General features: G+C 68.9%; 26 protein-coding genes. 9 read left to right on the top strand and 17 right to left on the bottom strand.

What is annotated here, in order from left to right:
• Positions 1-3 precede the first annotated feature (3 nt).
• On the top strand, positions 4-1,002 hold the full coding sequence (locus DAT35_RS35155; RefSeq protein ID WP_108073499.1) for an MvdC/MvdD family ATP grasp protein: 999 nt from the start codon (positions 4-6) through the stop codon (positions 1,000-1,002).
• A gap of 62 nt (positions 1,003-1,064) precedes the next feature.
• The gene (locus tag DAT35_RS35150) at positions 1,065-1,298 is read left to right on the top strand and encodes a hypothetical protein (RefSeq protein WP_108073497.1); all 234 of its coding nucleotides are present in this window, start codon (positions 1,065-1,067) and stop codon (positions 1,296-1,298) included.
• Positions 1,299-1,331: 33 nt separating this feature from the next.
• On the opposite strand, the gene DAT35_RS35145 is transcribed toward DAT35_RS35150, so the two are convergent.
• The 3 genes from DAT35_RS35145 to DAT35_RS35135 form a co-directional block, all read right to left on the bottom strand.
• Positions 1,332-1,910, bottom strand: a complete 579-nt coding sequence (locus DAT35_RS35145) for a ThiF family adenylyltransferase (protein ID WP_108073495.1) — start codon at positions 1,908-1,910, stop codon at positions 1,332-1,334.
• A 12-nt stretch (positions 1,911-1,922) separates the two neighbouring features.
• Positions 1,923-2,168, bottom strand: coding sequence for a hypothetical protein (locus DAT35_RS35140; RefSeq protein ID WP_108073493.1), 246 nt, complete (start codon positions 2,166-2,168; stop codon positions 1,923-1,925).
• A 145-nt stretch (positions 2,169-2,313) separates the two neighbouring features.
• The gene (locus DAT35_RS35135) at positions 2,314-3,255 is read right to left on the bottom strand and encodes a DUF1684 domain-containing protein (RefSeq protein WP_108073491.1); all 942 of its coding nucleotides are present in this window, start codon (positions 3,253-3,255) and stop codon (positions 2,314-2,316) included.
• 159 nt (positions 3,256-3,414) lie between these two features.
• On the opposite strand from DAT35_RS35135, the gene DAT35_RS35130 reads away from it, so the two are divergent.
• A complete protein-coding gene (locus DAT35_RS35130; RefSeq protein WP_108073489.1) occupies positions 3,415-5,160 on the top strand; it encodes a DUF6311 domain-containing protein in 1,746 nt (581 codons plus the stop codon).
• A 16-nt stretch (positions 5,161-5,176) separates the two neighbouring features.
• Here DAT35_RS35130 and DAT35_RS35125 read toward each other — a convergent pair whose 3' ends face one another.
• Both DAT35_RS35125 and DAT35_RS35120 read right to left on the bottom strand, forming a co-directional pair.
• Positions 5,177-5,680, bottom strand: a complete 504-nt coding sequence (locus DAT35_RS35125; RefSeq protein WP_146210024.1) for a hypothetical protein — start codon at positions 5,678-5,680, stop codon at positions 5,177-5,179.
• Between the two features lie 125 nt (positions 5,681-5,805).
• The gene (locus DAT35_RS35120; protein ID WP_233261908.1) at positions 5,806-6,036 is read right to left on the bottom strand and encodes a DUF2905 domain-containing protein; all 231 of its coding nucleotides are present in this window, start codon (positions 6,034-6,036) and stop codon (positions 5,806-5,808) included.
• Positions 6,037-6,205: 169 nt separating this feature from the next.
• Here DAT35_RS35120 and DAT35_RS35115 point away from each other — a divergent pair, with 169 nt between their 5' ends.
• Both DAT35_RS35115 and rnk read left to right on the top strand, forming a co-directional pair.
• Positions 6,206-6,868 carry a DUF2231 domain-containing protein gene (locus tag DAT35_RS35115; protein WP_108073483.1) on the top strand — a complete coding sequence of 221 codons (663 nt, stop codon included), beginning with the start codon at positions 6,206-6,208 and terminating at the stop codon, positions 6,866-6,868.
• Positions 6,869-6,975: 107 nt separating this feature from the next.
• Entirely contained in the window at positions 6,976-7,413 is a 438-nt protein-coding gene (rnk, locus tag DAT35_RS35110; RefSeq protein ID WP_233261907.1) for a nucleoside diphosphate kinase regulator, read from the top strand.
• A gap of 12 nt (positions 7,414-7,425) precedes the next feature.
• On the opposite strand, the gene DAT35_RS35105 is transcribed toward rnk, so the two are convergent.
• The 4 genes from DAT35_RS35105 to DAT35_RS35090 form a co-directional block, all read right to left on the bottom strand.
• A complete protein-coding gene (locus DAT35_RS35105; RefSeq protein ID WP_108073481.1) occupies positions 7,426-7,692 on the bottom strand; it encodes a hypothetical protein in 267 nt (88 codons plus the stop codon).
• Between the two features lie 27 nt (positions 7,693-7,719).
• Positions 7,720-8,112 carry a hypothetical protein gene (locus DAT35_RS35100; protein WP_108073479.1) on the bottom strand — a complete coding sequence of 131 codons (393 nt, stop codon included), beginning with the start codon at positions 8,110-8,112 and terminating at the stop codon, positions 7,720-7,722.
• A 10-nt stretch (positions 8,113-8,122) separates the two neighbouring features.
• Complete coding sequence (locus tag DAT35_RS35095) at positions 8,123-9,112, bottom strand: hypothetical protein (protein WP_108073477.1); 990 nt, start codon at positions 9,110-9,112, stop codon at positions 8,123-8,125.
• A gap of 70 nt (positions 9,113-9,182) precedes the next feature.
• Positions 9,183-10,955, bottom strand: a complete 1,773-nt coding sequence (locus DAT35_RS35090) for a VWA domain-containing protein (RefSeq protein WP_108073475.1) — start codon at positions 10,953-10,955, stop codon at positions 9,183-9,185.
• A 350-nt stretch (positions 10,956-11,305) separates the two neighbouring features.
• On the opposite strand from DAT35_RS35090, the gene DAT35_RS35085 reads away from it, so the two are divergent.
• Both DAT35_RS35085 and DAT35_RS35080 read left to right on the top strand, forming a co-directional pair.
• Positions 11,306-11,725 (top strand): biopolymer transporter ExbD, encoded by a 420-nt coding sequence (locus DAT35_RS35085; RefSeq protein ID WP_108073473.1) that lies wholly within the window; start codon positions 11,306-11,308, stop codon positions 11,723-11,725.
• A gap of 14 nt (positions 11,726-11,739) precedes the next feature.
• Entirely contained in the window at positions 11,740-12,168 is a 429-nt protein-coding gene (locus tag DAT35_RS35080; RefSeq protein ID WP_108073471.1) for a biopolymer transporter ExbD, read from the top strand.
• A gap of 66 nt (positions 12,169-12,234) precedes the next feature.
• Here the strand turns inward: DAT35_RS35080 and DAT35_RS35075 are convergent, their stop codons facing one another.
• The 3 genes from DAT35_RS35075 to DAT35_RS35065 form a co-directional block, all read right to left on the bottom strand.
• Positions 12,235-14,250: an ELWxxDGT repeat protein gene (locus DAT35_RS35075; RefSeq protein WP_108073470.1), complete on the bottom strand. Its 2,016-nt coding sequence runs from the start codon at positions 14,248-14,250 to the stop codon at positions 12,235-12,237.
• A gap of 119 nt (positions 14,251-14,369) precedes the next feature.
• Entirely contained in the window at positions 14,370-15,362 is a 993-nt protein-coding gene (locus DAT35_RS35070; protein ID WP_108073469.1) for a hypothetical protein, read from the bottom strand.
• A 15-nt stretch (positions 15,363-15,377) separates the two neighbouring features.
• Positions 15,378-17,477, bottom strand: a complete 2,100-nt coding sequence (locus DAT35_RS35065) for a M1 family metallopeptidase (protein ID WP_158502039.1) — start codon at positions 17,475-17,477, stop codon at positions 15,378-15,380.
• 111 nt (positions 17,478-17,588) lie between these two features.
• Between DAT35_RS35065 and DAT35_RS59360 the strand changes: the two genes are divergently transcribed.
• Positions 17,589-18,581, top strand: coding sequence for an FHA domain-containing protein (locus DAT35_RS59360; RefSeq protein WP_158502038.1), 993 nt, complete (start codon positions 17,589-17,591; stop codon positions 18,579-18,581).
• 42 nt (positions 18,582-18,623) lie between these two features.
• On the opposite strand, the gene DAT35_RS35055 is transcribed toward DAT35_RS59360, so the two are convergent.
• The 5 genes from DAT35_RS35055 to DAT35_RS35035 all read right to left on the bottom strand — a co-directional run bounded on the left by DAT35_RS35055 (position 18,624) and on the right by DAT35_RS35035 (position 23,530).
• On the bottom strand, positions 18,624-19,214 hold the full coding sequence (locus DAT35_RS35055; RefSeq protein WP_108073465.1) for a hypothetical protein: 591 nt from the start codon (positions 19,212-19,214) through the stop codon (positions 18,624-18,626).
• A gap of 82 nt (positions 19,215-19,296) precedes the next feature.
• Entirely contained in the window at positions 19,297-19,605 is a 309-nt protein-coding gene (locus tag DAT35_RS35050; protein ID WP_108073462.1) for a hypothetical protein, read from the bottom strand.
• A gap of 267 nt (positions 19,606-19,872) precedes the next feature.
• Entirely contained in the window at positions 19,873-20,043 is a 171-nt protein-coding gene (locus DAT35_RS35045) for a DUF2381 family protein (RefSeq protein WP_108073459.1), read from the bottom strand.
• A gap of 118 nt (positions 20,044-20,161) precedes the next feature.
• Positions 20,162-20,863: a metallophosphoesterase gene (locus tag DAT35_RS35040; protein WP_108073456.1), complete on the bottom strand. Its 702-nt coding sequence runs from the start codon at positions 20,861-20,863 to the stop codon at positions 20,162-20,164.
• A gap of 204 nt (positions 20,864-21,067) precedes the next feature.
• Positions 21,068-23,530 (bottom strand): ATP-binding protein, encoded by a 2,463-nt coding sequence (locus DAT35_RS35035; RefSeq protein ID WP_233261914.1) that lies wholly within the window; start codon positions 23,528-23,530, stop codon positions 21,068-21,070.
• Positions 23,531-24,000: 470 nt separating this feature from the next.
• Between DAT35_RS35035 and DAT35_RS35030 the strand changes: the two genes are divergently transcribed.
• Positions 24,001-24,663, top strand: a complete 663-nt coding sequence (locus DAT35_RS35030; RefSeq protein ID WP_108073452.1) for an RNA polymerase sigma factor — start codon at positions 24,001-24,003, stop codon at positions 24,661-24,663.
• Positions 24,664-24,678 lie beyond the last annotated feature (15 nt).

The following is a 24,678-nucleotide window of genomic DNA, read 5'->3' as shown; positions in this document are numbered from 1 at the left end:
ATCATGGCCATCCTCATCGTCACCCACTCCATGGACAACGAGGCGCCGCGCGCCGTGACGCGCGCCCTCGAGTCGCGCGGCGAGCGGGTCTACCGGTTCGACACGGATCTGTTCCCCACCGAGCTCCAGCTCGCGCTCGACGAGCGGGGCGGCGGGCGGCTCTCGGGCCCGTCGGGCGTGCTCGAGCTGTCGGAGGTCTCGGCGGTCTGGTACCGCCGCAACTCGACGGGGTCTCGCATCCCCAAGGAGTTGGATCCCCAGCTGCGCAAGCCCTCGGTGGAGGAGAGCCGGCGCCTGGTGTTCGGCATGCTGGCGGCGCTCGGGGTGTTCCAGCTGGACTCGCTCGAGACCGTGCGGCGCGCGGAGCACAAGCCGCTGCAGCTCGCGCTGGCGCACCAGTTGGGGCTGGAGGTGCCCCGCACGCTGATGACCAACGACCCGGAGGCGGTGCGGGCCTTCGCCGCGAGCTGTCCCGGTGGCGTGGTGACGAAGATGATGTCGTCGTTCGCCGTCTACGACGAGCGGGGCCGGGAGCAGGTGGTCTTCACGACGCCGCTGGGCGCGAAGGAGCTGGAGGACCTGGAGGGGTTGGACCTGTGTCCGATGACCTTCCAGGAGCGGTTGACCAAGCAGCTGGAGCTGCGGGTGACGGTGGTGGGCGAGCGGGTGATGGCGGCGGCCATCGACTCGCAGGCGCTGCCGAAGGCGCGCGAGGACTGGCGCCGCGAGGGAGCGGCGCTCGTCGAGGCGTGGAAGCCCTACACGCTGCCGGAGCCGGTGCGGGCCCGGGTGCTCGGGTTGATGGATGCGCTGGGGCTCAACTATGGCGCGTTCGACTTCATCGTCACGCCCGAGGGACGACACGTCTTCCTCGAGGTGAACCCGGCGGGCGAGTTCATGTGGCTGATGCGGCACCCGGGCCTGCCCATCGACGAGGCGCTCGCGGACGTGCTCACCGGACGCGCGGCGCGCCGGCTCGGGCCGAAACCCCTGGCGAGGTAGCACTCCACCGGAGGCTCGTGATGTTTCGCGGCCCGGTGTCCCGGTGGTAGGGTGCGCACCCCATGGCCAAGTCCCCCTGCCCCGTCACGCTGCAGCAGTTCCAAGAGAAGGCCGAGCCGTTGAAGGTGGTGATCAACGGTCAGGAGATGCTCGCCGAGGTGAAGGCGTTCTCGACCGGCTCCTTCGGCTGGTACATCAACGGCAAGACGACCGTCACCGTTGATGGCAAGCCGCTGTCGGTGCAGATCGGCATGAACCTGACCGTCGTCGGCTCGAAGGAGGCCTCGCGCGAGTGAGCAAGGCGCGCCCGCGCTCCGCCGGAGCGCGGCTCAAGTCGCAGTAGGAGTCACCGCCACGAGGCTCACCATGGCATCGCGGCGGGTGCCGTGCTTCACGAAGTCCTGTACCACCCGCGCGAGCGTGGCGCCGAGCTGGCCGATGAGCGGCAGATGGGCTCCTCCCTCGCACGTGGCCTGGCCCTCGGTGTCCTCGGCGTCCGGGACGAAGCGCTCATCCCAGCGCACCAACCCGAAGGTGCCGTCCGCCGCCAGCGCCCCGTGCACCAGCGGCTTGCTCGCGCCCCGTGCGAACTCACTCAGCAGCACCCGGCTCGCCTGATTATCGAAGCAGTCGATGAGCAGATCCGCGCTCCCGCACAGCGCCGCCACGTTGTCGCGCGTCACCCGCACGCCGAAGGACTCCGCCTTCACCCCGTGCAGGTTGAGCAGTTGCAGCTTCAGCGCCTCCGCCTTGTTTTTCCCCACCGAGGGCTTCACGAAGGCCTGCGCCAGCAGGTTCTTCGACTCCACCCGGTCGAAGTCGATGAAGACGAGCGTGGCCTCCAGGTTTCGGCACAGCACCGCCGCCGTGGAGCCGATGGCCCCCACCCCGCAGAAGACGATGCGCATGGTGGGCCCTCCTCACGCCCCGAAGGGCACCTTGGGCCGCAGGTAGATGCGCTCCTCGCCTCGAGGTCCGCGGAACCGGTCCACCACGTAGTGGCTGAAGGTGTCCTCCCTCAGGTTGGAGATGTGCAACCCCGGCACCCCGCCCGAGCGCACCACCTCCACGGCGATGCGCCGCACATCCACGTCCGACACGTGGCCATCCATCTCGAGGGGCACGTCCGAGGACAGCCCGTTGTAGGTGATGTTCAGCGTTGCCATGTCACGTCTCCTCCGGGCCTGGGGACGGGACATGGCGCGGCTTCCTGACAGGTCCTACCTGGTGCTGACGTCCCTCGCGCGGTGACTGGAGCGGGTTTCATCAAGCCGTGCCGCTACGAGTCCCGTGTCGATGGCAGGCGTCAACTCAGTGGTCGCCGTAGCGCTTCTCGCCGGCCTCCACGCGCAGCTTCAGCCGGTTCTGCGGTGGCGGCAGCGGGCAAGTCGCATAGGGAGAGAAGGCGCACGGTGGGTTGTAGGCCCGGTTGAAGTCCAGCACCACCTTCCCGTCCTTCGGCAGGTCCGTGTACAGGAAGCGTCCCGCTCCGTACGAATCGGTGCGGTTGGTGAGGTCCCCGAAGATGATGAAGAGCTGGTTCTCTCCGGGCTCCTGCACAGGATCCAACCGGTACTCCTGACCGTTCAGCGTGAAGTGGATGGTGCCCGGTGAAGTCATGTCCTCCACCGTGCCGAGCACCGTGGGCACCGAGAGCTTCTGCGGCGTGGTCGCCGGTTCGAAGCGGCCCTCGATGCGCCAGGCCGTGCTCACCGGCCAGGTGGGAATGCCATGGAACTGCTTGCGCGCCTGCGCCTCCGAGTCCTTCACCCGGACGCCGAGCCGCTCGCCTCGGCGGATGATGTAGAAGCGCAGCGTGCCCAGTGTGAGCACGTCCTTGTCGCTCTCGCTTTCGCCCAGTTCTCCTCCCGTGAAGGGCTGGCCACCCCGGGTGAGGGTGACGCCCGGTTGGACGCTCAGCGTCACCTTGCCTCCCTTGTCCGTGAGCGTGCCGATGTGCTCCGGCGTCCCGGCGGGGAAGATGAGGTCATTGTCCGGGCCCGAGCCGAAGCGGTTGTCTCCTTCCTTCAGCCAGTGCAGACCCACCAGGGAGAGCCAGCCATCGTCGCTCGTGAGGTTGGCGATGCGCTTCTGGTGCCAGGCGCGCGTCTCCGTCTCGAGGTCGGATGGCTTCGTTTCGGGGGGCTTGGTCTCGGCGGGTTTCGTCATGGCGGGCTTCGCAGGGGGGCGGGTAGCGATCGCGGGAGTCGCGAACGCCAACGTCGAGAGGGTGAGCAGACGAGCAATTCGCATGCACCGACCATGGCAAGATGGCTCGCGCTCGTCCACCTCCTGGGGGTCCGGGCCCCTGCCCTGCGGGCACTCGGACTCCGGCCGGGGCCACGAGTAGGCGCGACGTCCACCCCCGTCTTCCGCTAAGGGTGGGGCCCGATACGCAACGCAGAGGGTGCCGTGAAGAACGTGTGGACTCGAGCGCGGGAGTACGTGGCCGCGGTGCTGGCGGGTGCCTTCGGCGTGTTCTGGTTCCTCCAGAGCCACGGCGACAGGTCGCTCAACCCGCGGAATGTGGACTGGTTGATGGTCGGGGATTGGTCCACCCACCTCATCGGCTGGCTCTTCTTCCGCAACGAGCCGCTGCGCTTCCCCCTCGGTGCCGTGCCCGGTCTGGCCCACCCGTTGGGGACGACCGTGGGCTTCACGGACTCCACTCCTCTGGTGGCCCTGCTGCTGCGCCCCTTCGCGGGCGTGCTGCCCTTCCCCTTCCAGTACGTGGGGCTCTGGTTCGTGCTCTGCTTCTTCCTCCAGGGCTTCGTGGGCTCCCGGTTGACGGCGCTGTTCACCTCCCACCGGGTTGCGCAGTTGCTCGGGGGAGTGCTCTTCGCGATCGCGCCCGTGCTGCTGTGGCGCATGGGGCACGACAGCCTCTGTGCGCACTGGCTCGTCCTGGGCCTCTTCTGGGTGGGCCTGCGCGACTGGCCCGACGCCCCGGCCGCCCGGCGCGCCGTGGCGCTGACGTTCCTCCTGGTGGGACTGAGCGCCACCATTCATCCCTATCTGTCGGCCATGACACTGGTACTCGGTGTGGCGGTGCTCGTCCGGCTGCGTTGGGTGGACGGGACGCTCTCCTGGCGCGGGCTGGGGCTCTCCGTGGGCGGGCTCGTGGCGCTCCTGCTCGCCCTGTTCTGGCTCTTCGGCTACCTGGGCACGGGCACTCCGTCTGGCATCGAGGGCTTCGGCTACCTCTCGTCGGACCTGCTTACGTTCGTCAATCCCATGGGATGGTCCCGGTTGCTGCCCACCTGGCCCACCGATCGCGTGCAGCACGAGGGCTTTGGCTACCTGGGCGCGGGGGTCCTGTTGCTGCTCGGGTTGGGCGTGGGCTCCGCGCTGTGGGGGCGGTGGATGGGGCGTTCGGAGTGGGCGCCCCAGTGGAAGCGCGGGGTTCCCCTGGCGGTGTGCTGCCTGCTGCTCGCCGTGTATGCCCTCTCCGCTCGCATCACCTTCCAGGGCCGGCTGGTGATGGATCTGCAGGCGCTCTACCAGCCAGCGATGCGGTTCGTGGAGCCCTTCCGCTCCTCGGGACGCTTCATCTGGCCGCTGCATTACGCCCTGCTTACGGGGGCCCTCGCGATCGTGCTCGGTTCGTGGCGCCGTCAGCCCTGGGTCGGCATCGGGTTGCTCGCCCTCGCCGTGGGCGTGCAGGTGTTCGACCTCAGCGAGGCCCTCGTGAGGCCGCGTTTCCAGAGCCAGGCCTGGAATGGTCTGCGCTCCCCCGACTGGCGGAGGATGAAGGACGACTACCGGCACCTCGTGCTGTTCCCGCCCCAGCTCCACGATGGCAATGGCCGGGGATGCCCCTATCCGGGGAACGGCGCGCCCTTCAGCCCCATGTTCGCGTACCAGGCGGCCTCGCTCGGGATGACCTTCAACAGCGCGTACCTCGCGCGCGTGGACCCGGTGGCGGCCCAGGCCTACTGCACCGCGCTCCAGCAGGAGGCCGAGCGCGGTCAGATCCAGCCCGACACCGTCTACGTCGTGCACCGCTCCTATCTGGAGCCCTTCCTGCGTCATCCGGAGTCGGTGGTGTGTGGCGTGCTCGATGGCCACGCGGTGTGCGTCTCCTCGGCGAAGGAGAGCGCGTTCCGCCAGGTGCTCGAGTCGCGGCCTCTCCAGGCCGCCCCTCTCGCCAGGCCGTGACGGGAGGGGAGGGCGCCTAGCGGCGGACAGTGGCGCGCTTCGTGGTGCGCTTCGGGGTGCGTTTCGCGGTGCTCCGGGTGGACGACGCGCGCTTGGCGGCCGGGGCGGGCCGGGCGACCTTCTTCTCGAGTATCTCGAGGGCGCGCATGCCCAGGGTCTTCCGGGCTGGCCCCACCTTCTTGATGGCGCCCTTCTTCTGCTCGGCCGAGGGCTTGCGGCCACCCACCGTGGGTTCGGTCCTCCAGCCTTCCTTCTTGCGGAATTCACCGGCCATGCGGCGCGCGGCCTTCTTCGCGCTGGCCGGGGCCGGGCGCTTCTTCTCCGGCTTGCGCTTCGCGACGGTGCGGCCCTTCGCGGCAGGCCCCGGCGGCCCTGTCTTGCCCAGCTTGCGCTGGCCACCGGGCTCGCCCGAGGGTGTCAGGGTCGCGGGAAGGTGGTGCATCGGGTGTGTGATGGGGGGCAGCAGTTCGGCCGTGTTCCGCTTCGAGGCCTCCTGCGGGCGCGGTGACTCGGGCGACATTCGTTGCTCCTCCTTGAGGGTGAGCGGGTCCATTCATGGATGGGCTCCGTACGAGAATGCATAAGCATCGCGGTGCCATGCCGCTCGAACGGTGGGATGTGGAGCACGAATGGAGGGGACGCGCGTTACGGGAGCAATCGGCGCAGGACGACGGAGAGCAGTCCGAGCAGCACCGAGAGCGCCACGGAGAGCAGCAGCATCGAGGCCAGTGGGAAGTAGACGCGGGTGTGCTCGCCCTCCCAGCGCAGGTCGCCAGGCAGGCGGCCAAACCAGGACAGTGCACCGGAGTACACCAGCAGGCCGATCACAAGAAGGACGACCCCCAACACCATCAGCGACTGTCCTGCTGACTTCACCCAGTCCTCCCGAAGTGGGTTCCCCTGTTCGGGTCTGTCCACGCCCGGTTTCCTCGACAAGGGGGCCGATGACGTTCCCCTGCCTGGGGGTGGGACTTCCGGGAGTCCGATGGGACGGGTTGTCCGCCGGATGGCACGCCCCAAGGTTCCCAAGACGAGGAGGAATCTCATGCGGATACGCGTACATGAGCTGCACCCGATGTTGATCCACGCCCCGCTGGCGCTGCTGCCGTCCACCGTCGTCGTCGATCTGACCGCGGTGTTTACCAGAGACCGGAAGCTGGACCGGGCGGCCCGGACGTTGTGGTGGACCACTGCCGGCAGCGGGTTGCTGGCCGGACTGGCCGGAATGGCCGCCTCGCAGGAGGTGAAGGCCGACAACCGCCATACCCGGGACATGATGCTCCTGCATGGCCTGGGCAACGTCGTCATCGTGCTGGGCGCGTTCGGTGTTGCCGCGTGGCGCTCGAGCCGCCGCGCGTCGCTGTTCTCCGGCCTCCTGGGGCTGGGCTCCTTCGCCTTCGCCGCGTACACCGGCTGGCTGGGCGGCGAGATGGTGTACTCGCACGGCGTTGGGGTGAAGGAGCTGACGATGAAGGACTCGGAGCTGGATCAGCTCAGCCCGCCGCTGGCTTCGCGTCAGGCGCCCGCGCGGATTCTGCGCGACGCCGTGAAGGGCCTCGGGTGGTTGCTGGGCCGCGCCCGCCGGGTCTTCACGGGCAGTGAGCAGCTCGACCCCAGCGCCTTCGGCGTGAAGGCCGTCGAGCAGAGGATGGAGCGGCAGCCCCAGGTCACGCCGAGTGACATCCGTTCCGAGTTCCGTCCGGTGTGAGGAAATCTCCGGGCAGCAAGCAGCCGCCCGCTGCCCGCCGTCATGGGTTGACTCCCGTTCGCGCATGCGGACAATGGGCATCTTACCCTCTTGCACGAGCAACGAGCATGAGCATGACGGAACAGCGCGGTGAGCAGCATCCCAGAATCATGGTGACGGAACAGGACCTGGAGCGCCTGCGGACCGTCATTGACACGAGCGCCGACGCGCGCAGCATCGCGGCCGCGGAGGCGCTCGAGGCCGAGCTGGGCCGGGCCCTGGTGGTCGCACCCACCGAGGTACCGCCGGACGTGGTCACCATGAACAGCCGGGTGGTGTACCTCGACGAGCAGTCCAATCAGACCCGCGAGGTGACACTGTCCTACCCGCGAGAGGCCTCCGTGGCCGAGGGGCGCGTCTCCGTGCTGGCGCCCATCGGCGCGGCACTGCTGGGACTCTCCGTCGGCCAGGCGATCGACTGGCCCCTGCCGGGCGGCAACCACAAGCGTCTGCGCATCGTCGCCGTGCCCTACCAGCCCGAAGCGGCGGGGCACTTCAACCTGTAGTCCCAGCCGGGCTCAGCGGCCGCCCTGTTGCTCCAGGGCGCGCCGCAGGGCGAGCACCATGCGCCGGACGGCGTAGCCCTCGAAATCCTCCACGGGGTCCAGGCTCGACGGGAAGACCTCGAGCAGGTTGTCCAGGTAGCTGAGGGTAGGGGGAATCGCGCCAGCGCCACCTCCCGCTCCCTCCTTTCCGGTCAGGGTCTCCTCCAGAAGGAAGGCCCCTGCCACCAGGCTCTGCCACCGGTCCGTCCGCCCACTGTCCTCGGGATGATCCGCGCTCACGGCCTCATCCTAACCCGTGTGCGGAGATCAGGTGTGCTGGCTGTTTTCCGCCTGGCAGCCGCTCCCGGCCCGCGGCATCCCGGACTCGGTCCGCAGTCGCCCGGTCCATCCAGGCTCCACGGTGACGAGGCGGTCCTTGCCCTCCTCTCGCACCACCATGCCGTCGGGCGCCACCACCGAGAAGCGCACGGGCCGGCCGAGCGCCACGGTGAGCGCCTCCATCGTCGTCTCGTCCTCGGCGCTGAAGCCCAGCGGCCCCACGGGGTGGCTGTGGGAGATCTCCTCCAGCTCGCCGCGCAGCCGCCAGATGGCCTCCCAGCGCGCACGCGAGTCCGGCAACGACACGGGGCTGTCGGAGGCATCGCTCCACAGCACCGTCCCGTCCCGTCCAATGAGCAGACAGACCTCGCGCAAACGCATGGGAAGACCCTCACGCGTGCCGGGTGATGACCAGCACGTCGTCCTCGATGGCCTCGCGGATGACCGACGGCAGGCTCTCCAGCGTCACCGTCCGATCCGAACCCGCGAGGCAGATGCCCGCGTCCACCACCTGGAGCGAGCCCGCCTCCACGATGCTGATGAAGCGCTCGCCCATGAAGCCGAACGTCACCTCGAGCCGATCGCTCCCCAGCCGCCGCGTGTCGAGCAGCCGCGCTCCCGCCGACTCCAGCGCCCGCTCCACCCGCGTGAGCCCCTGGGCCTGCCACTCCAGGGGGCGTGGACGGCTCCGCATCCGTGCCAGCTCCGCCTGGAGTCGGACCTCCTCCTCCGCGCGCCGGCGCTGCGCCTCCAGGGCCAGCAGCCGCGTCTCCACTGCCCGGACATGGGCCTCGCGCTCGGCGGCCAGCGCCCGCAGCCGCGCCTCGGCCGCGGGACGGCCTCCCTCGGACACGGACAGCACCTGGCCCCGCACCTCGGCCGGGGAGAAGCGGATACCGAGCGCACGCGAGGTGCCCTCCAGCACCGCGTAGCCGAAGGCCGCCCGCAGAGAGGCCGGCACGGCCTTCACCTCCGCGAGCGTCCGCTCCTCCTCCAGCATGAGGCGCGCGGTGCCCTCGGCCTCGCCCTCGAACTCCAACGTCTCGAAGACGAGCGTGCCGTCATGCCAGCGCCGGGTGCGCACCGGAGAGAAACGCGGCGGCTCCTCCTCGGGGAGGAGCAGCACCGGCTCGGCCACGGCCCCCTCGCGCACCAACCGCGAGCCCCAGAGATGTCCACGGATGAGTGGCAGCCCGTCGAGACCTTCCGGCCCTGCCGGCTCCCGCGCGGTGGCGGTGCGCCCCTGCACGTCGAAGCGCCACCATCCGGGAGCGGGCGGCGTGGACACGCGGAGGCGCCGCGAGGGCGCGTCGACGCAGGCACCGCCGAAGTAGGGCAGCACCGCCGACTCCACCTTCCCGAGGAACTTCCGGTAGTCCATGACACGCACTCCCTGGGGGAAATGGAGCGGGCGGCGTGGACCTGGAAGCCCACGCCGCCTGCTCGTCGCGTCACGCCACCTTCAGCAGCGGCGTGCGCATCACCCGCTCGACCCAGCCGGACTGGCTGGCCCCGGCCGCCGTCGGCGCATCCATCAGCGCCTTGAGCACCCGGGGGACCTGGTACGGGTCCTCGAACTGGTCCACCTGCACCTCACTGAACGGCACCCGGAGCTGGCCCGCGCACGTGCGCACGGTGTTGCCCCGGTTGGCGCTGCTGCCCACGCTCACCAGCATCGCCATGGCGGCCACGCTGTAGCCGCACTCGCGGAAGGCCCGGGCGAACTGGTCACCCGCCTCACCGGCCTCGTCACCCACGACGACGACGATGAGCTTCGCCTCCTCCGGCACCCGCACTCCCGCCCGGTGCAGCGCATGCACACCGGCCGCGTGCGCGGTACCCCCCGACGCCTTGATGCCCTGCAGCATGTGCTGCACCGCCGCCCGGCTCGCGGCCTTGGGCTTGAGCACCGTGCCCATCGTGTCGAACGACGCGATGTGCAGCTTCTCCAGCGGGAAGCCCGCGAGGATTCGAGACAGCGCCTCCTTCGACTGCTCGATGGCTCCCTCCATGGAGCCGGACTTGTCGATGAGGAACATCACCCGCACGTCCGTCTCCGCCGTCGCCTCCGCCACCGCGGCCTTCGCCGCGTTGTCGCTCGCCTCCTCCAGCTTCGTCTTCAGCTCCTGGCTGCGGACGTTCTTCGCGATGTGGAGCGCCCGCTGGTCGGTGGCCGTCTGTACCGCCTTCTCCCAGCGCCCACGGATGGTGGAGTCCGCCATCAACCCCAGGTCCTCAAGCGTGGGCGTCAGCATGCGCAAGTCACGGTCCGACAGCGAGGGCAGCAGCGCCGCCATGATGGCCGGCGTCAGGCCCAGGTCCTTGGGCAGCCGGCCCACCACCTCCTTGTAGGAGAGGCGCTCCAGCTCAATCCACTCGCAGATCTCCGCCTCCGAGAGCCCATCGAAGCGCTCCCGCTTGACGAGGGTCAGTCCCTCCATGCCCACCGAGCGGTGGCCCGCGGCCGCCTGCTTCTGCTTCCAGCCGAGCACCTCGAAGAAGGCCTGCGACACCGGCTTGTAACCGGCCTTGCGGGCGATCCTCTTCAGCGTCTCCTTGTAGCCGGCCTTCACGAGGCCCTGGATCATGGGCAGGTTCTGCTCACGGACGCGCAGCCACTTCGTCGCGACGGCCTTCCACCGGCCGAGGGTCGGCTTGCGGGACGCGGGGTCACCGAAACCGGCCTCGCGGTTGAGGCGGGCGATCTCCGGAGTCTCGAGCAGCTCGGCCACCCGCAGCACCGCCTTGGGCGTGAGCATGCGCGTGGACTTGCGCTCGTAGTGGAGCACCATGGCCGCGCCGATGGCGCGGAAGTCGTCGTCGAGGAACGCGATGGAGCCGTCGTCCTCGCGCACGGGCTGACCGGAGTGGCTCTGCACGAGCATCAGCGCGCACGTGGCCACCTTGAGGTCACGCCAGTCCGTCTGCGTGAGCGCGTAGGACGCGAAGTGCGCCATGAGGTCCGTGTTGAGCCGGTAGATGTCGAGCAGCTGGCGGTAGAGCTTCACCGCGGCGGGCACGAAGAGGCCAGGCTTGACCGGGGTGCCGCGGCGGACGAGGTCCGCGCTGGCGCCCTGCGCGGGATGCCAGACGCCGTTGACGTCCAGACCCGGGCGGTTGTGCCACAGGTGCGCGGAGCCTCCGAGCACCAGGTCCAGTAGCTTCTCGGCCGGGCCGCGCTGGGCCTCGGGAAGCGTGGGCGTGGTCGGGTTGTGCGTGGTCATGTGCTGCCCCTCCTTGAAAAGTTCGCACCCGAGTAACGAAACCGTCTTGGCTGACGTCAGAGGTCAGTGTTCTGCCAGTTGAACTACGGGGCCGTTGAGGCCCCGGCGGGACTCGAACCCGCATCTCGTGCGTGTAGGGTCTCGTCGGCCGGGTGCGAATAGGTCGTTGTGCCCGGAAGGACGCGGGATTGCGTTGTTCCTGACGGGGCGCGGAAGTCTGTCTGGGGCGTCATGGCCCCACGTCATGACCGAACCATGACGGAGGCATGGGGCGGTGTCCGCCAAGGCCCTCGGGTGACTGCGTAGGGTGGGTTCGCTGTCTCCCCTCTCGGACAGGAGCGCGGATCCTCATGGGAATGAATGTCGGCGGTGGCCGCGGTGGAATGAAGAGCGAGATCAACGTCACGCCGCTCGTGGACGTGGTGCTCGTGCTGCTCATCATCTTCATGGTGGTGACGCCCATGGCGCAGCGAGGCAAGAGCGTGAAGCTGCCCCAGGCCCACCACGGCACGGGCAAGGACACGGGCGAGCCGCTCATCCTCTCGGTCACGGCGGACAAGAAGACGTTCGTCGAGTCCGAGCACTTCGCCGATGCGGCGCAGCTCCAGGCCCGGCTCGCGAAGGAGTTGCGCGAGCGGCCCTCCCGCCGCGTGCTGCTCAAGGCGGATCAATCCCTCGCGTACGGGGACGTGCGCAAGGTGATGGACCTGGCCCACACCGCCGGAGCCAAGGGCGTGGCCATTGGCGTGGAGCTGCAGAAGAAGCCGTAGCGGAGGAACTCGCGATGCGCACCCACAAGAAGATGCTCGTTCTTCCTCAGGGCCAGGCGAACGCGGACATCAACGTCACGCCGCTTGTGGACGTGGTGCTCGTGCTGCTCATCATCTTCATGGTGGTCACGCCACTCATGGAGAAGGACATCGAGGTCAAGCTCCCCCAGACCTCGGACGAGACGGAGAGCGTGAGCCCGGAGACCCGGCAGGTGGTGGTGGCTGTCGGCCCCGAGGGCCTGCTCTCCCTCAACAACGAGCCCGTCAGCGAGGCGGACTACATCCCGCGTTTGAGGCGCGTCCTGGCCGCCAGGGCCGCGGGAGACAGGCTCCTGTTCTTCACGGCGGATGATCGCGCCCCCTACGGCAAGGTGGTGGCCGCGCTCGATGGGGCGAAGGAGGCCGGTGCGGAGGTGCTCGGCCTCATGACTTCGCCGCCTTGAGGTATTGCACGGGCGGTCCTCGCGGCGCCGCCCCGTGAGTCTGGGACGGCGCCGTTCGAGAGCGTCCTACCCGTTGCTGGAGCTACCGGACTTCCGGCGGCGCCCGGCGAGCACCGCCAGGGTCGTCAGGAGCAGCCCTCCGAAGAACTCATTGGAGGAGGCCGCTCCGCAGCCGCAGCCGTTGCGGGCGTACTGCCGGCTCACCGTCACGTTGAAGGTGCAGCGGGAGCTGTTGCCGGACGCATCGGTGGCGGTGACGACGACCGGAGTGGTGCCCACCATGAAGTCGCTTCCGCTGGGCGGGTTGTAGGTCAACGACGCCGGGGAGACGGTGTCGAGGGCCGTGGCCACCGGGAACTCCACGGTCGCTCCGTACCGGCTCGTCCTCCAGACCTGCTGATCCGGCGGGCAGGTCACCTTCGGTGCGTGGGTGTCCCGGACCTTCACGGTGAAGGAGCACTGCGCGCTGTTGCCGGACTCGTCGGTCGCCGTGACGGTGACCTGCGTCGGGCCGAGCGGGAAGGTGCCGCCCGTGGGATTGCTGTAGCTGAAGACCGGAGGCTCGGACTTGTTGTCGGTGCCCGTGGCCGCTGGATAGGTCACGATCGCACCCGAAGCGTCCTTCGCCTCGGTGATGACCTCCGACGGACAGGCGAGCTCCGGCGGGGTGCAGTCGTTGATCACCCACGGCTCGGCGCCGGAAGTGCTCTCGGCGGACGTGCTGTCACCGGCGACGAAGAAGACGCGCGGGCCCACGGGGGTGAGCAGGGAGGGCGACAGGGAGCCAGGCCCGGGGACGGCGTCATAGATCATCGACGTCCCTTCCATGGTTCCATCGGTGCTCCAGAGCTCCCGGCCGCTCTCCGTGGTCTCGGCGCTGAACAGGACCTTGCCGTCCACCACCGTCAGCCAGAAGGGCGCCGAGCTGTCGTTTCCGGGGCGGATGTCCTCGACGAGCACCGTGCCCGCGACCGTTCCATCGCTCCGCCACAGCTCGTACCCGCTCGCGTCATCCCAGGCGGTGAAGAGGAGCGTCCCCTTCAGGTCCGTCAGCCAGCGGGCGTCGCTCGAGGGCTTGATGATGAACGTGCCATCGGCGTTTCCGTTGCTCCTCCATAGGGAGCCGCTCTCTCCGGCCTGGAAGTAGACCAGCCCTCCGGAGATCGTCATCGCCGCGGGGCCCTTCACGTAGTCCGAGGGGCTCATGCCCAACGTCGTGACGCGGACCGTTCCCGGACCCGTCCCGTCGCTCTTCCAGAGGTCCCACCGCTTCGCATAGGGCGACCCGGCGAAGAAGTAGAGCCGATCATTCACGGCCGTCAGCCCCTGGATGATCTGCTCGCCGGGATCGCTCTCGATGACCCGGACGACCGCGACGCGCTCGGTGCCCGTCTTGGTGCCATCGGTCTTCCACAGCTCGGTCTCGTGAGGCCCGCCGTCGGCCGCGAAGTAGAGCGTGTTCTTGAACACGACCAGGGAGCTGAGCCCGGAGCCCAGGGCGCCGGGGAGCAGGTCATCGACCATCTCGGTGCCCTTCTCCGTGCCGTCGCTCTTCCACAGCTCGGGGCCGTGGACGCCGTCGTCGGCGACGAAGAACAGCGTGTTGCCGAGCGCCGTCAGATAGCTCGCTCCCGAGTCCGAGGTGCCGGGCCGGATGTCTCGGACGAGCACGGTGCCTTCGGCCGTCCCATCCGTCTTCCACAGCTCGTGGCCGTGGGCACCGTCATCGGCGACGAAGAACACGGTGTTGCCGACCACGGTCAGGGACCGTGGATCCGAATCCTTGGAGCCTGGGAAGATGTCCTTCACCAGGGCGGTGTCGCCCTCCTTGCCGCGGCTCCTCCACAGCTCCAGGCCGGTGGTTCCGTCCTTGGCGGTGAAGAAGATCGTCTTGCCACTGACGGCGGGGGTTTGGACGTCATAGTCCGGGATCGAACCGGCGGGTCCAGGGGCGATGTTCTTGACCAGGGTAATGGGCTGACAAGTGGCGGACTCCGCTGCATCCGCCGTGCTCGAGACACACACACCAGCCAGAGCACAAACGGAGAGCAGCGAAGACACACCGGTCCGATACCGACGCATGTCCACCTTCCTATGGGGATCAAATGAGGGGGACCTAGTCTGGGTATTGGACCCGGAGTCTCAATCTGCGCTCCAGGGAGGTGGGAGCTTCCGTTGGTCGACAGCTCGTGGACGGAGCGCTACTCGGCCTTGGCGGCGGGCGTCTCGGCGGTGGTGTGCGCCTCTCTGACAGGGGTGGGAGACTCGGCGGCGGTGGTGGGTTTTTCCTCCGGCGCCTGGACCGGCAGCGGGGCCATGGCGCGGTAGACGTCCACGGTGAAGGCCAGGGTTGCCACCGAGAAGCCCAGCCGCACGGCGACCACGAGTTGGGCCACGCCCAGCGCCAGCCATGCCTTGCCCGCGCTGGTCACCTCCACCGCCGCGTGCAGCCGTGCGAAGACGATCACCGCCAGCAGGCCGATGATGCCCAGGACGATGTAGCCGAGCAGGGCTCCCGGAGAGCGCACCATCTGCTTCAGTGCGCGCCAGGCGGCGAGGCGTGTCTTGCGCTGGTCATCCGCGAAGAGCTGGACGCGCGCCAGGTCGAAGCTCGAGCGCCACAGCGCGAACAGCACCACCACCAGCGCCAGGTGGGCCACGCTCCAGCCGGTGAAGGGGTTGTCGAGCATCCACTGCTCGCCCTCGAGGGTGAACAGGGTGGGCTTGTCCGCGCGGGCGAGGAGCACGGTCGCGGCCACCGCCAGCGCCACGAAGGGCAACAACCCGAGCAGGGCCCAGCCGAGCAGGCGCAGGTTGCGTCCGAGCTGGGCGGCGCAGTTCCGGGCGAAGTCGGCCAGGGAGAATCGCTCCTGTGAGCACAGGCGCGAGACGATGCCGCCCGCGAGCACGAGCTGGAGCGCGAAGGAGAAGAGGAAGCCGAGCACGAGGGGGCCCGCGAGGAACGGGCCGCCGCCCTGGGCGAGCAGCTTGCTGAAGTCGACCACTGCCTCGGACGAGGGGAAGGGGCGTCCCCGTCCACTGAGGGAGTTGCCGAAGTGGCTGATGGCGGGGATGAGGACGGGGGCGGCCTGGACGAGCGCGATGCAGAGGTTCGCCACCAGCAGCACGCCGAGCAGCTTCAGCTCGGAGAAGGCCTTGAGGGGCGCCGTGAGAAGGGATCGGAGAGTCTTCATGGTGGGAGCCCAGGCTCAGAAGAGGAGCGAAGCGACGGTGGTGAGCAGCTGGCTCACGTAGGTGTTCCAGCCGAACAGGGAGACCGCCACGTGGCCGGACATCCCCTTCGTCCGGGAGTTGTTGGCCGGGTTGACGTCCAGCGCGGTAATGCCGCTGAGCTCCACCTGTTGGACGACGCCGCCCTTGCCTGTCCGCTCGAAGGCGAACTGCTTCCAGCGCTCCTCTCCATCCCAGCGCTCCACCTGCTCGGAGCCGTCTTCGAACGTCACCTTCACCTCCACGGGGACGCGGACGCTTCCGAGCCGGTTCACCTGCACCTCGCAGCGGTTCACCGCGTCGTCCTTCGACTTGCCCTCGGGCTCGCGCTCCACCAGGGGGTGGCCGCCCTTGCCGTCGTCGAAGAGGCCCTTTTTCTCCGTGCGCTCCGAGCACGACAGCGAGGCCACCGCGTAGTCCAGCGTGCCGGTGCCCCGGAAGAACGTGTCGAAGAACCAGCCGAGGTCCTGTCCGGACACCTCGTTGGCCACCGCGAAGAAGTCCTCGCTGCGCGGGTGGCGGAACTTCCAGCGCTCCACGTAGGTGCGCATGATGCGCGCCATCGTCTCCTCGCCCACCAGTTGCTCCAGCGCGAAGAGCGTCACCTGCGTGCGGCTGTAGCTGTTGCGGAAGTAGTCCCCCTTGTTCCGGTACTTCCACGAGGCCTGGAGGATGGGAGAGCTCTCGCGTGCGCTGGTCATGCCGCGCATCCGCTCGCGCTCGTCCGGGTTCATGTCGAACAGGGGCCCCACCAGCCCGCGCAGCGGACTGGGGATGAACTGCTCCAGGCTGGCCCGTACGTCCTCGGCGAAGCACAGCTTGTAGGTGCCATAGCTGTTGACGCCCTCGTCGAGCCAGGACTCTTCGAACTCGTTCGAGGCGAGGAGGCCCTGCCAGTAGTTGTGGCCGAACTCGTGCGCCACCGTCTGCCAGATGATGAAGTCCCTGGGCTCGCCGGGGTTCTCGCGGCCCACCGCCGTGACGAAGGTGGGGTACTCCATGCCCCCCGAGGCGATCGCGTCCGTGGGCGGCGCCACCAGCGTCAGGTGCGGATACGGCCACGGGTACCACCACCGTCCGTAGAGCTCCAGCGACGCCTTGGCGGACTCGAGGATGTGCCGCGCCGAGCGGTGATGCTTCGGGTCCACCAGCACGGTGAGGCCCACCTCGGGCAGGCCCGGCGAGCGGAACACGTCCTCGACCACCTCGAAGTGCTCGGAGGCCGTCCAGGCAAAGTCGTGCACGTCGTCCTGGTGGTAGCGCAGGGTGGTGGTGTCGTCGGAGTTGTCCCGGCGCTCCACCAGCACGCCCGTGGCGCCCACCTTCATGGCCTTGGGCACCGTCACGCGGACGTCGTAGGTGCCGAAGTCGGCATAGAACTCGGAAGCGGAGTGGTACTGGTGGCAGTTCCAGCGGGGGCTCGTGGCGCCGCGCTCGGGCGGTACCTCGAGCACTCCCAGCTTCGGGAACCACTGGCCGATCAGATAGAAGCCACTCTGCGAGCGGCCGGCGCGGGCGATGACCTTGGGCACGCGCGCCTCCCACTGGACCTCGAGCGTCACATGGCCCCCGGGCGGCACCGGCTCGGGCAGCGTCACCGTGAAGACCGTCTGGTCCTCGGTGTTGTCATCGTCCGGGTGCTCGAAGCGCAGCGTGGGCAGCAGGTCCGCGCCGCCCTTCACCCGCAGGGCCTTCACGTCCGAGTAGCCCCACTCATCCGCCTTGCGGTCGGGGAAGGAGGGCGAGCTCGCGTTCTCGTCGCGTACGCCGCCCATCGCCTTGGCGTCCCGGTAGAACGTGGAGCGATCGTTCTTGAACGCGTTCCAATACAGATGGAACCACAGGGTGGCTTGTGGCTCGGCGCTCCGGTTGCGCCAGGTGATCGTCTCCTGGCCGGTGAGCCCGTGCGTGGCGGGCTCCAACCGGGCGTCGATCTCGTAGTCGGTGACGCGCTCGGAGAGCGGCGGGCCGAGCGTGCGGCCCTGGTGGTCGAAGACGGGAGGGGCGACGGCCGAGGGCTCCGCGGCGAGCGCTGGCAGCCAGCCCAGGAGGAGCAACAGGGGGAGGATGCGTGTCATCGGGCCACAGTCTCGCATGGGAGACGGTTGACGGTCTTTTCGGAGCGTGTTGAACGAGCCTCCTCCCTCCTGGCTCGCCCTGGGTGTGACTCGATTCCTGGAGTCCGAAGGATGCCGCGCGAAAACCTCAGAACCAGCTTCGACGGGATGGGCTCCCTGCTGTCGCTCCGGCCCCCTCTGGACATGCGCGAGGCGTTCATCGCTGCCTACGAGTGTCTGAGCGGATTGGTCCGAGCTGCCCGGCGCCCGGCGGTGCTCGTGGCGGCGGTGGACGACCGCGCGCGCGTGGTGGGTGCGGTGAGTATCGGGTCCGGCCACTCACTGGTCATCGGCCGGCATACCGGCTGCGGGCTGCGGCTTCCGTGCGACAACCTCTCATTGCGGCACCTGGTGGCGCATGCGCGGTCCGAGCCACCCGACACCGAGCCGGTCCTCTGGCTCTGGGACCTCCACACCGGGCAGCCCTTCATGACCGAGGATGGTGAATTCAACGCGGCGGTGATGGCCCAGGGGCCGCTCTACGCCGCGGTGGGCCCGTACGCGCTCCTCTTCATTCCCATCCGAGGGCGTTCCGGAGCGCCCTGGCCAGCGCGAGCCGAGGAGGCCTGGAGGGGATTGCCTCCTCGCCGGTTCTTCGATCGGTGCTACCCGGAGGCCGACCGTTTCCAGCACTCCATGCGCCTGCGGCCGGACGGCCGACGGCTCCAGACAGACATCTCGCGGGTGGGTCCGCTGCTGACGCTGAGCGAACCCGAGGAGCGCGAGACCGCCTGGGGGGAGCTGCAACTGGAGCGGGACAGGCGGGTGGAGAGGCACGTCATCTCCCGTGAGCGCTTGGAGCAGGGCGTGCTGCTGGGGCGCTACGAGCGCTGCGGAATCCATCTGTCGGAGGGGCTCGGCTCCATCTCGCGCGTGCACCTGCTCCTGGTCCGGCTGGGAGAGGACGTGCTGGCCATCGACACCGCCAGCACCAACGGCACGTGGCGCGGCCGCACGGAAATCAGGACGACCCCGCTGGGCGATGCGGACTCGCTCGTGTTGGGGAGCGTCCTGCGGCTCCACTGGCGGCGTCTGCGCTCTGGCGGCACGGGCGACAGGTTTTGACTTCACGCGGTGAGGCCTTCGCGGTGCGAGCCACGAGGCGGCTCACCAGAGGTGCGGGGTGAAGAGGCAGTGGGCGAGCACGGCCTCGCCGAGCAAGTAGTTGGCGACGCGCGGAACGAGGTCCGGCACGGGAGTGAGGAGGGCCTCGGGGGACAGGCGGGTGAAGCCCAGGGTGGACTCGATGAGCGCGGCGAGCTTTGCCTCGTGGGCCTGGTACTCGGGAGGAAAGGGGGCGAAGCGCCACCAGGCCTCTCCCCCGGTGCGCCTGGAGAGCCTGGTCGTGTGGTGGGACGCGTAGAGGGCGTACACCGGCGCGAGCTGGCTCAGCAGGCCTACGACGGAGTCGTACGGAATGTTGTCGGCTCTTGGGCCTGGGAGGGAGACCCGGATGATGTTGCAGGGCTCATGCATGGGCACGGTCGCGTCCCAGATGCTGCACCCGGGAAACGCCTCGACGACTTGGTTGGTGAAGGCGTCCCAGGTGAGCGACGGCTGCTGGTTGGCGAGCAGCAGCCGGGTGAGTCGCTGGCTTTCTTCCGACTCCCTGTACCGGGGCTCATGGGTGTCGACACCCGGAGGGATGTAGCAGTGGACAAGTCGGAAGAGCGCGTCGGTGAAGGGGTCCAGCTTCATGTGTCAGGTGCCTCGTAGCTCCTAACGGGGCGCGGGTCCTCACTCTTCCTACCGCCTCCGAGGGCGCAGGGGGCCGTCGAGCTCAGGGGAATGTCTTCCGGGAGACGAGCACCCGTTCGAAGACAGAGACCCGGGCACCTCGAATGGGCTTGGACACCCCGCTCTGCATGAGGCGCTGCATGTGTTCTCTGAACTGCTTACACGCCACGGCGGTCATCAGGCGTTGGCTCAGGACGATGCGTGCGGCCCCGTCCGCCGCTTCAGCGGCCGCTGCCTGGGCGTCTTCGTCCGTCACCCACCCTTCCAAGTTCCTTTCCGGCACGCCCACCTCGATGTCGCAGGTGGCGGACTGGGGGAAGGAGGGAGAAATCCTATTCAGCAGGATGAGCACCTGGGCGGCCTTCCATCCGCCTTCCTTGGGGGCTTGTAGGGGACGACGTTCTCGAACTGGAACGTGGAGGGCGGAATGTGGCCGCCGACGCACGCGAGCCAGGCCGAACCCAGGAGTGTCAGGGATAACACGAGCCCACGTGCAAGGAATGAGCGCCGCATGTGCATGAGACCTCCCTTTCCTTCACAGGTTACGAGTAGGTCTGACCTGACTGTCTGTAATGTGAGACACCTCACAGGGTTTCCGGCTGCGTGCGCCCGGTGCGCGTTACGGGAACGACACTTCGTCGAAGAGCTCGCTCCGGCCGCCGCGTGCCTGGCTCCACAGCTTCAGGGTGAAGGTGCCGCGCGCGGCCTCCTGCGTCGCCTCCAGCTCCACTACGACTCGGACCTTCTCCCCGGGCGCAATGGGATGATGCGTGGTGTATGAAAAAGGCATGCATCGCTCGGGGTCGACCCCGAGCGATGGGCGACCTCGGTCGAGGAAACGCCTCTACCTGCGCCGCGGCTCCTCCTGGACCGTTACCGAGCTGATGGCTTCGGGAGGAACGCCGGGCTCACGAGAACACGTTCACATCGCCGTGGGCGGGGATCCGCGCCACATCGCTGCCCCGGCTCGGCTGCCGCGAGGGCACCGAGACGATCTCCCACGAGGGGAGCACCACCGCCGTGAGCGTGCGGCCGAAGGCGCATCCGGTGTCGATGCCCACCGCGTACTCGGTGACGAGCGGCCGGTCGAACACGGTGTGTCCGAAGATGACGCGCTCGGGGCCCTGCCAGTAGTTCGTCCAGAAGCGGTAGTCGGCCGGCGCCTTGGAGGGCCAGTAGCTCTTGCGCTCCGGGGGGCGCACACACTGGGCGTGCAGCAGGTGGTAGGGATCCTGCTCCTCGATGCGCTTGCCGGGCAGCACTCCCGCGTGGATGACGACGGCGTTGTGCTCGGGCAGGCGGATGAAGTGGGGCAGGGAGGCGAAGTAGTCGAGGTGCTCGGGGCCGAGGGCCTTCCGGGTCGCCAGATGATCCGGGTGGAGATCCTCGTCCTTGCGCCGGCGCTGCTGCAGGTGCTTCTCCTCGTGGTTGCCGAGGATGGACTCGTGCTTCATGGCCAGCTCGACGCACTCGCGGTTCTTGGGGCCGCGGTCGATCAGGTCACCCGTGAAGATGATCCGATCACTCGAGGTGGCGCCCACTCGGTCGAGCAGCTCCAGGGCTTCGTCGTAACACCCGTGGAGGTCTCCGATGACGATGGTGCGGGACATGGTGATGCTTCCTTTAAAAGATGGGCACCCGAGTGGGGAAGCCAGTTTGGCTGAATCCCGAATTCAGTGCCGACCGCCGGCGTTACCCCCGATGTGGGAGTAGGTGGAGTCGAACCACCATGCTTGTAGGGCTGCTCCGGCCGGGTGCCCGAATATTTGTTTCGCCCCAGGGACGTGGAGGTGAAGCCCCTTCTGACGAGGGGCTCACCGCCGTGCGTCCGGGGGACCGGCGAGGGGCAGGTCCACGGTGAAGGTGGAGCCCTCGCCCGGACGGCTCTCCACCCGGATGCTCCCACCCAGGGCCTTCACGATGCTCCGGGTGATGTAGAGGCCCAACCCGAGGCCCCCGGAGTGGTGCTCCGAGACGGCCCGTTCGAACTTGCCGAAGATGCGCTCCTGGGCCTCGGGCGGGATGCCGATGCCCTCATCGCGCACCACCAGCCGCGCGAGCTCTCCCACCACCTCCGCGCGTGCGTGGATGGGCTGGCCGGCGCCGTAGCGGATGGCGTTGGAGATGAGGTTGGTGACGACCTGCTCCAGCCGGAGCCGATCCCACCAGCCGGGAATGCGCTTGTCGCCCTGCACCCATAGCTCCGAGCCCGCCCGGGCCGCCTCGGGCGCGAACCAGGTCGCGACCTCGACCAGCACCTCTCCCAGGTCCGCCTCCGCCAGCTCCAGCTTCAGCTTCCCCAACGACAGGCGGCTGACGTCGAGCAGCGCGTTGATGAGCGTGGACATCTTGTGCACCTGACGCCTGGCCACCTCCACGTGGCGCTGGAGCGCCGGGAGGAGGGCATCGTCGGCGCAACACCGGGAGAACTCGCGCGTCAGGGCGGTGAGCTTGAGACTCAGGGGCGTGAGGGGCGTCTTCAGCTCGTGCGAAGCCACCGAGAGGAACTCGTCGCGCAACCGCACCGCGAGCTGGGCCTCGCGGTAGAGGCGCGCGTTGTCCACCGCGAGCGCGGCCTGGTGCGCCAGGTCTTCGACCAGCAGTTGGTCCTCCCGGGTGTAACGGGCCCGCCCACGGCAGTAGCAGAGGGTGAGCACGCCGAAGGTGCGGCCCCGGGCGTGCAAGGGCACCATCAGGGTGGACGAGATCTCGAGCGTTCGCAGCATCTCCAGGTGGCTGGCGTCGACCGCGTACCGGGCCAGCATCTCGTCGGTGGAGTCCGCCGCCAACACGGTATGTCCGGTGCGGATGACGCTCCCGGGCCCGCATGGAGCATCGAGCCGCAGGGGGTAGCGACGGGCCAGCTCCCAGATGAGCTCCGCCATGGCCGGCTCCACATGAGACACCGCCAGCCGGCGGAGGGTCCCGTCCTGTTCGACGAGGTCCAACACGCAGCAATCCCCCAGCGCGGGCACGGCCCACTGCACCACGCGGGCGAGCGTGTCCTCGTAGTCGAGCGAGCTGGCCAGGCTCTGGCTCACCGAGGCAAGGAGCGCCTGGTGCTTCCCGGCGCGCTTGAGCGCGGTGATGTCGATATAGCTCACCACCGCCGCCTGCAGGTTTCCCTGGCCGTCCCGGATGGGTCCGGCACTGCCCTGGAAGGTCCGCACGTCGCCGTCGGGCCGGTGGTAGTGCATCTCCTGCTCCGGCTGGGACTCACCGGTGAGCAGTACCCGCACGAGGGGGTACTCCTCCGCCGCATAGCGGCGCCCGTCCGGGTGGACGGCGCGGTAGTGGGCGTAGTCCTGGATGCTCCGCGCCTGGATCATCGCGTGGCCGAGGAGCTGCTCCGCCCGGGTGTTGACGGCCAGTGTCCTGCCCGAGGGGGCCTCGGCGATGTGCACCGCGCACGGCAATTGCTGGAGGATGGCCTCCAGACGGCCTTGCTCCCACTGCGCCTGTGCCAGCAGCCGCTCCCGCTCCTGTTCGGCGCGGCGCAGCGGGGTGATGTCGGTGATGAACCCCTCCAGCATGGGGAGCTCGCTTCCGGGCTCGGGGATGGCCACCCCGCGCTCCCACACCCAGCGCTCCTCTCCCGTGCGTGTGCGGAGCCGGTAGGTGAGGGTGAAGGGCGCCCGGGCGGCGACCGCTGCCTGCACGTCGTTCCAGACCCGATGGAGGTCGTCGGGGTGGATCAGTTGCTCCCAGAGGATGTGCTGCGCGATGAGCTCCTCGGGGGTGTACCCGGTGAGTGGGAGGGCTCCCTCGCTGACGTAGGCCATGGGATAGCCGGGCACGTTGTGGCACCGGTAGGCCATGCCCGGCATGTTTCCCAGTAGGGTGCGGAGCATGCGCTCGCTCTCGTGTGCGGCCGCCTCGGCCTGCCCGGCCCGCTCGAGCGCCGCCCGCATCGCCCGCTCCCGCCCGTGAAGCTCGAGGTACATCCCCACCTTGGCCCGGAGGAGCTCGGGGGGAATGGGCTCCAGCACACAGTCCACCTTCCCCAATTCGTAGCTGCGCAGCAGCTCCGCCTCTGCGCAGTCGCTCGCCCCGAGGAACAGCAGGGGGAGGTGCCGGGCCCGCTCGTGGTCACGCAGGCGGTGGGCCGTCTCGACGCCCAGGGACCAGTTGCGGCGCGCGTCCACGAGGGCACAGACGGGCTCCGCTTCGAGCAGGGCCGCGAGCTCCTCGCTCCACGGGATGGCCTCGAGCACCGGCTGCCCGAGGGGCGCCAGCATCGCCTTCACGAGGCCCGCGTCCGAATCTGGCTCCCCCACGACCAGCAAGGGCAGGGTCGCCGCCCCCTCCCGCGGGCCTCCCTCCGCCCCGGGCGGGGGCCTGGATTCGCGCTGCGGGCCTGGAGTGGGTGGGAGGCCGCTTTCCGGTTGGGTTCCCCACATCCCCGGTCCTCCTCCCCCCGCGGAGTTTCCAGGGGGTGACACTTCGCCAACCCCCCGGACTCCCCGCGTCGTCCGGGCCGCCTGACACCCGGGGCGAAGCATGCCCGGCCGTCCAGGTCTGGAAAAAGGCCGGAAATGGGCCGGAAAATCGCTGTCAGGAACCCGGGTCCGGTTCCGTCCCAGTTTCCCAGTACCCCTCGTGTGCCCGCTGTCGGACATCCGAGGGCCGTGTCATCGGGAGACTGCCTTCGGATGCCGTCGTGCTACCTTGCCCCGCTGTTCCACCGAACCCCCCCCTGCCCAGGCGAGGGGCTCGTACCACCCGGCGGCGCTCCGAGGAACTTCCGGTGTTTGACGATCTCACGGATGAAGAACTGTTCGCAGAGGTGCTCCGGCGCCGCGCCACGGGCGAGGCTGTCGGAGGTCCACTCGGCGCGCTCTGTGAGCGCTGGGCCCGTCCGGCCCGCTACGTCATCTCCAAGATTCAGTCCAGCTACAGCCGTGGCTCTCCGGCGGACGCGGACGAGCTCTACCAGGACGCGGTCGGCAAGTTCCTCGACCGGGGCCTGGACCAGTTCCGGGGCGTCTCCGAGCAGATGCCCGGGCGCAGCGCGTCTCCCAAGACGTTCTTCCTGCGCATCGTCAAGCACGTGGCCATCGACTTCTACCGGCGCCAGCGCGAGGACCTCGCTCCGGCCCCGGTGGACTCGGATGACACCATGGAGGAGCCGCCTTCCGAGGTGGCTCGAGCAATGGAATCGTCCCGGCGGCGCGAGGAGCGCACCGAGGCTCAGGAGCTCTACTGGCGCGCCTTCGAGCGTCTGCAAGAGGAGCATCCCAAGGAAGCTGGTGCGTGGGACCTGTACCACCACCAGGACGTAGAGGACCACGAGGAATGCGCCCGGCGCCTGAACATCAGCGTGGTCAACTCGTACAAGCGCGTCAGCCGCGCACAGGCCTACATGCGGCTCTATCTGCTCGACCTCCAGCAGGAGGGCGGGCACGAGTGAGCCCCCCACGTACCC

The sequence above is a fragment of the Vitiosangium sp. GDMCC 1.1324 genome (genome assembly GCF_003044305.1).
In the GTDB taxonomy this organism is placed as follows: Bacteria; Myxococcota; Myxococcia; order Myxococcales; family Myxococcaceae; genus Archangium.
Note: the sequence above shows the minus strand (reverse complement) of the source record. Positions and strands in the feature narration are given on the sequence as shown.

Excerpts from the sequence above, each read along its gene's own strand:
- DAT35_RS35155 (WP_108073499.1), top strand. The coding sequence starts at position 4 with ATGGCCATCCTCATCGTCACCCACTCCATGGACAACGAGGCGCCGCGC.
- DAT35_RS35150 (WP_108073497.1), top strand. The coding sequence starts at position 1,065 with ATGGCCAAGTCCCCCTGCCCCGTCACGCTGCAGCAGTTCCAAGAGAAG.
- DAT35_RS35145 (WP_108073495.1), bottom strand. The coding sequence starts at position 1,910 with ATGCGCATCGTCTTCTGCGGGGTGGGGGCCATCGGCTCCACGGCGGCG.
- DAT35_RS35140 (WP_108073493.1), bottom strand. The coding sequence starts at position 2,168 with ATGGCAACGCTGAACATCACCTACAACGGGCTGTCCTCGGACGTGCCC.
- DAT35_RS35135 (WP_108073491.1), bottom strand. The coding sequence starts at position 3,255 with ATGCGAATTGCTCGTCTGCTCACCCTCTCGACGTTGGCGTTCGCGACT.
- DAT35_RS35125 (WP_146210024.1), bottom strand. The coding sequence starts at position 5,680 with ATGTCGCCCGAGTCACCGCGCCCGCAGGAGGCCTCGAAGCGGAACACG.
- DAT35_RS35115 (WP_108073483.1), top strand. The coding sequence starts at position 6,206 with ATGCGGATACGCGTACATGAGCTGCACCCGATGTTGATCCACGCCCCG.
- rnk (WP_233261907.1), top strand. The coding sequence starts at position 6,976 with ATGAGCATGACGGAACAGCGCGGTGAGCAGCATCCCAGAATCATGGTG.
- DAT35_RS35100 (WP_108073479.1), bottom strand. The coding sequence starts at position 8,112 with ATGCGTTTGCGCGAGGTCTGTCTGCTCATTGGACGGGACGGGACGGTG.
- DAT35_RS35095 (WP_108073477.1), bottom strand. The coding sequence starts at position 9,112 with ATGGACTACCGGAAGTTCCTCGGGAAGGTGGAGTCGGCGGTGCTGCCC.
- DAT35_RS35090 (WP_108073475.1), bottom strand. The coding sequence starts at position 10,955 with ATGACCACGCACAACCCGACCACGCCCACGCTTCCCGAGGCCCAGCGC.
- DAT35_RS35085 (WP_108073473.1), top strand. The coding sequence starts at position 11,306 with ATGGGAATGAATGTCGGCGGTGGCCGCGGTGGAATGAAGAGCGAGATC.
- DAT35_RS35080 (WP_108073471.1), top strand. The coding sequence starts at position 11,740 with ATGCGCACCCACAAGAAGATGCTCGTTCTTCCTCAGGGCCAGGCGAAC.
- DAT35_RS35075 (WP_108073470.1), bottom strand. The coding sequence starts at position 14,250 with ATGCGTCGGTATCGGACCGGTGTGTCTTCGCTGCTCTCCGTTTGTGCT.
- DAT35_RS35070 (WP_108073469.1), bottom strand. The coding sequence starts at position 15,362 with ATGAAGACTCTCCGATCCCTTCTCACGGCGCCCCTCAAGGCCTTCTCC.
- DAT35_RS35065 (WP_158502039.1), bottom strand. The coding sequence starts at position 17,477 with ATGACACGCATCCTCCCCCTGTTGCTCCTCCTGGGCTGGCTGCCAGCG.
- DAT35_RS59360 (WP_158502038.1), top strand. The coding sequence starts at position 17,589 with ATGCCGCGCGAAAACCTCAGAACCAGCTTCGACGGGATGGGCTCCCTG.
- DAT35_RS35055 (WP_108073465.1), bottom strand. The coding sequence starts at position 19,214 with ATGAAGCTGGACCCCTTCACCGACGCGCTCTTCCGACTTGTCCACTGC.
- DAT35_RS35045 (WP_108073459.1), bottom strand. The coding sequence starts at position 20,043 with ATGCCTTTTTCATACACCACGCATCATCCCATTGCGCCCGGGGAGAAG.
- DAT35_RS35040 (WP_108073456.1), bottom strand. The coding sequence starts at position 20,863 with ATGTCCCGCACCATCGTCATCGGAGACCTCCACGGGTGTTACGACGAA.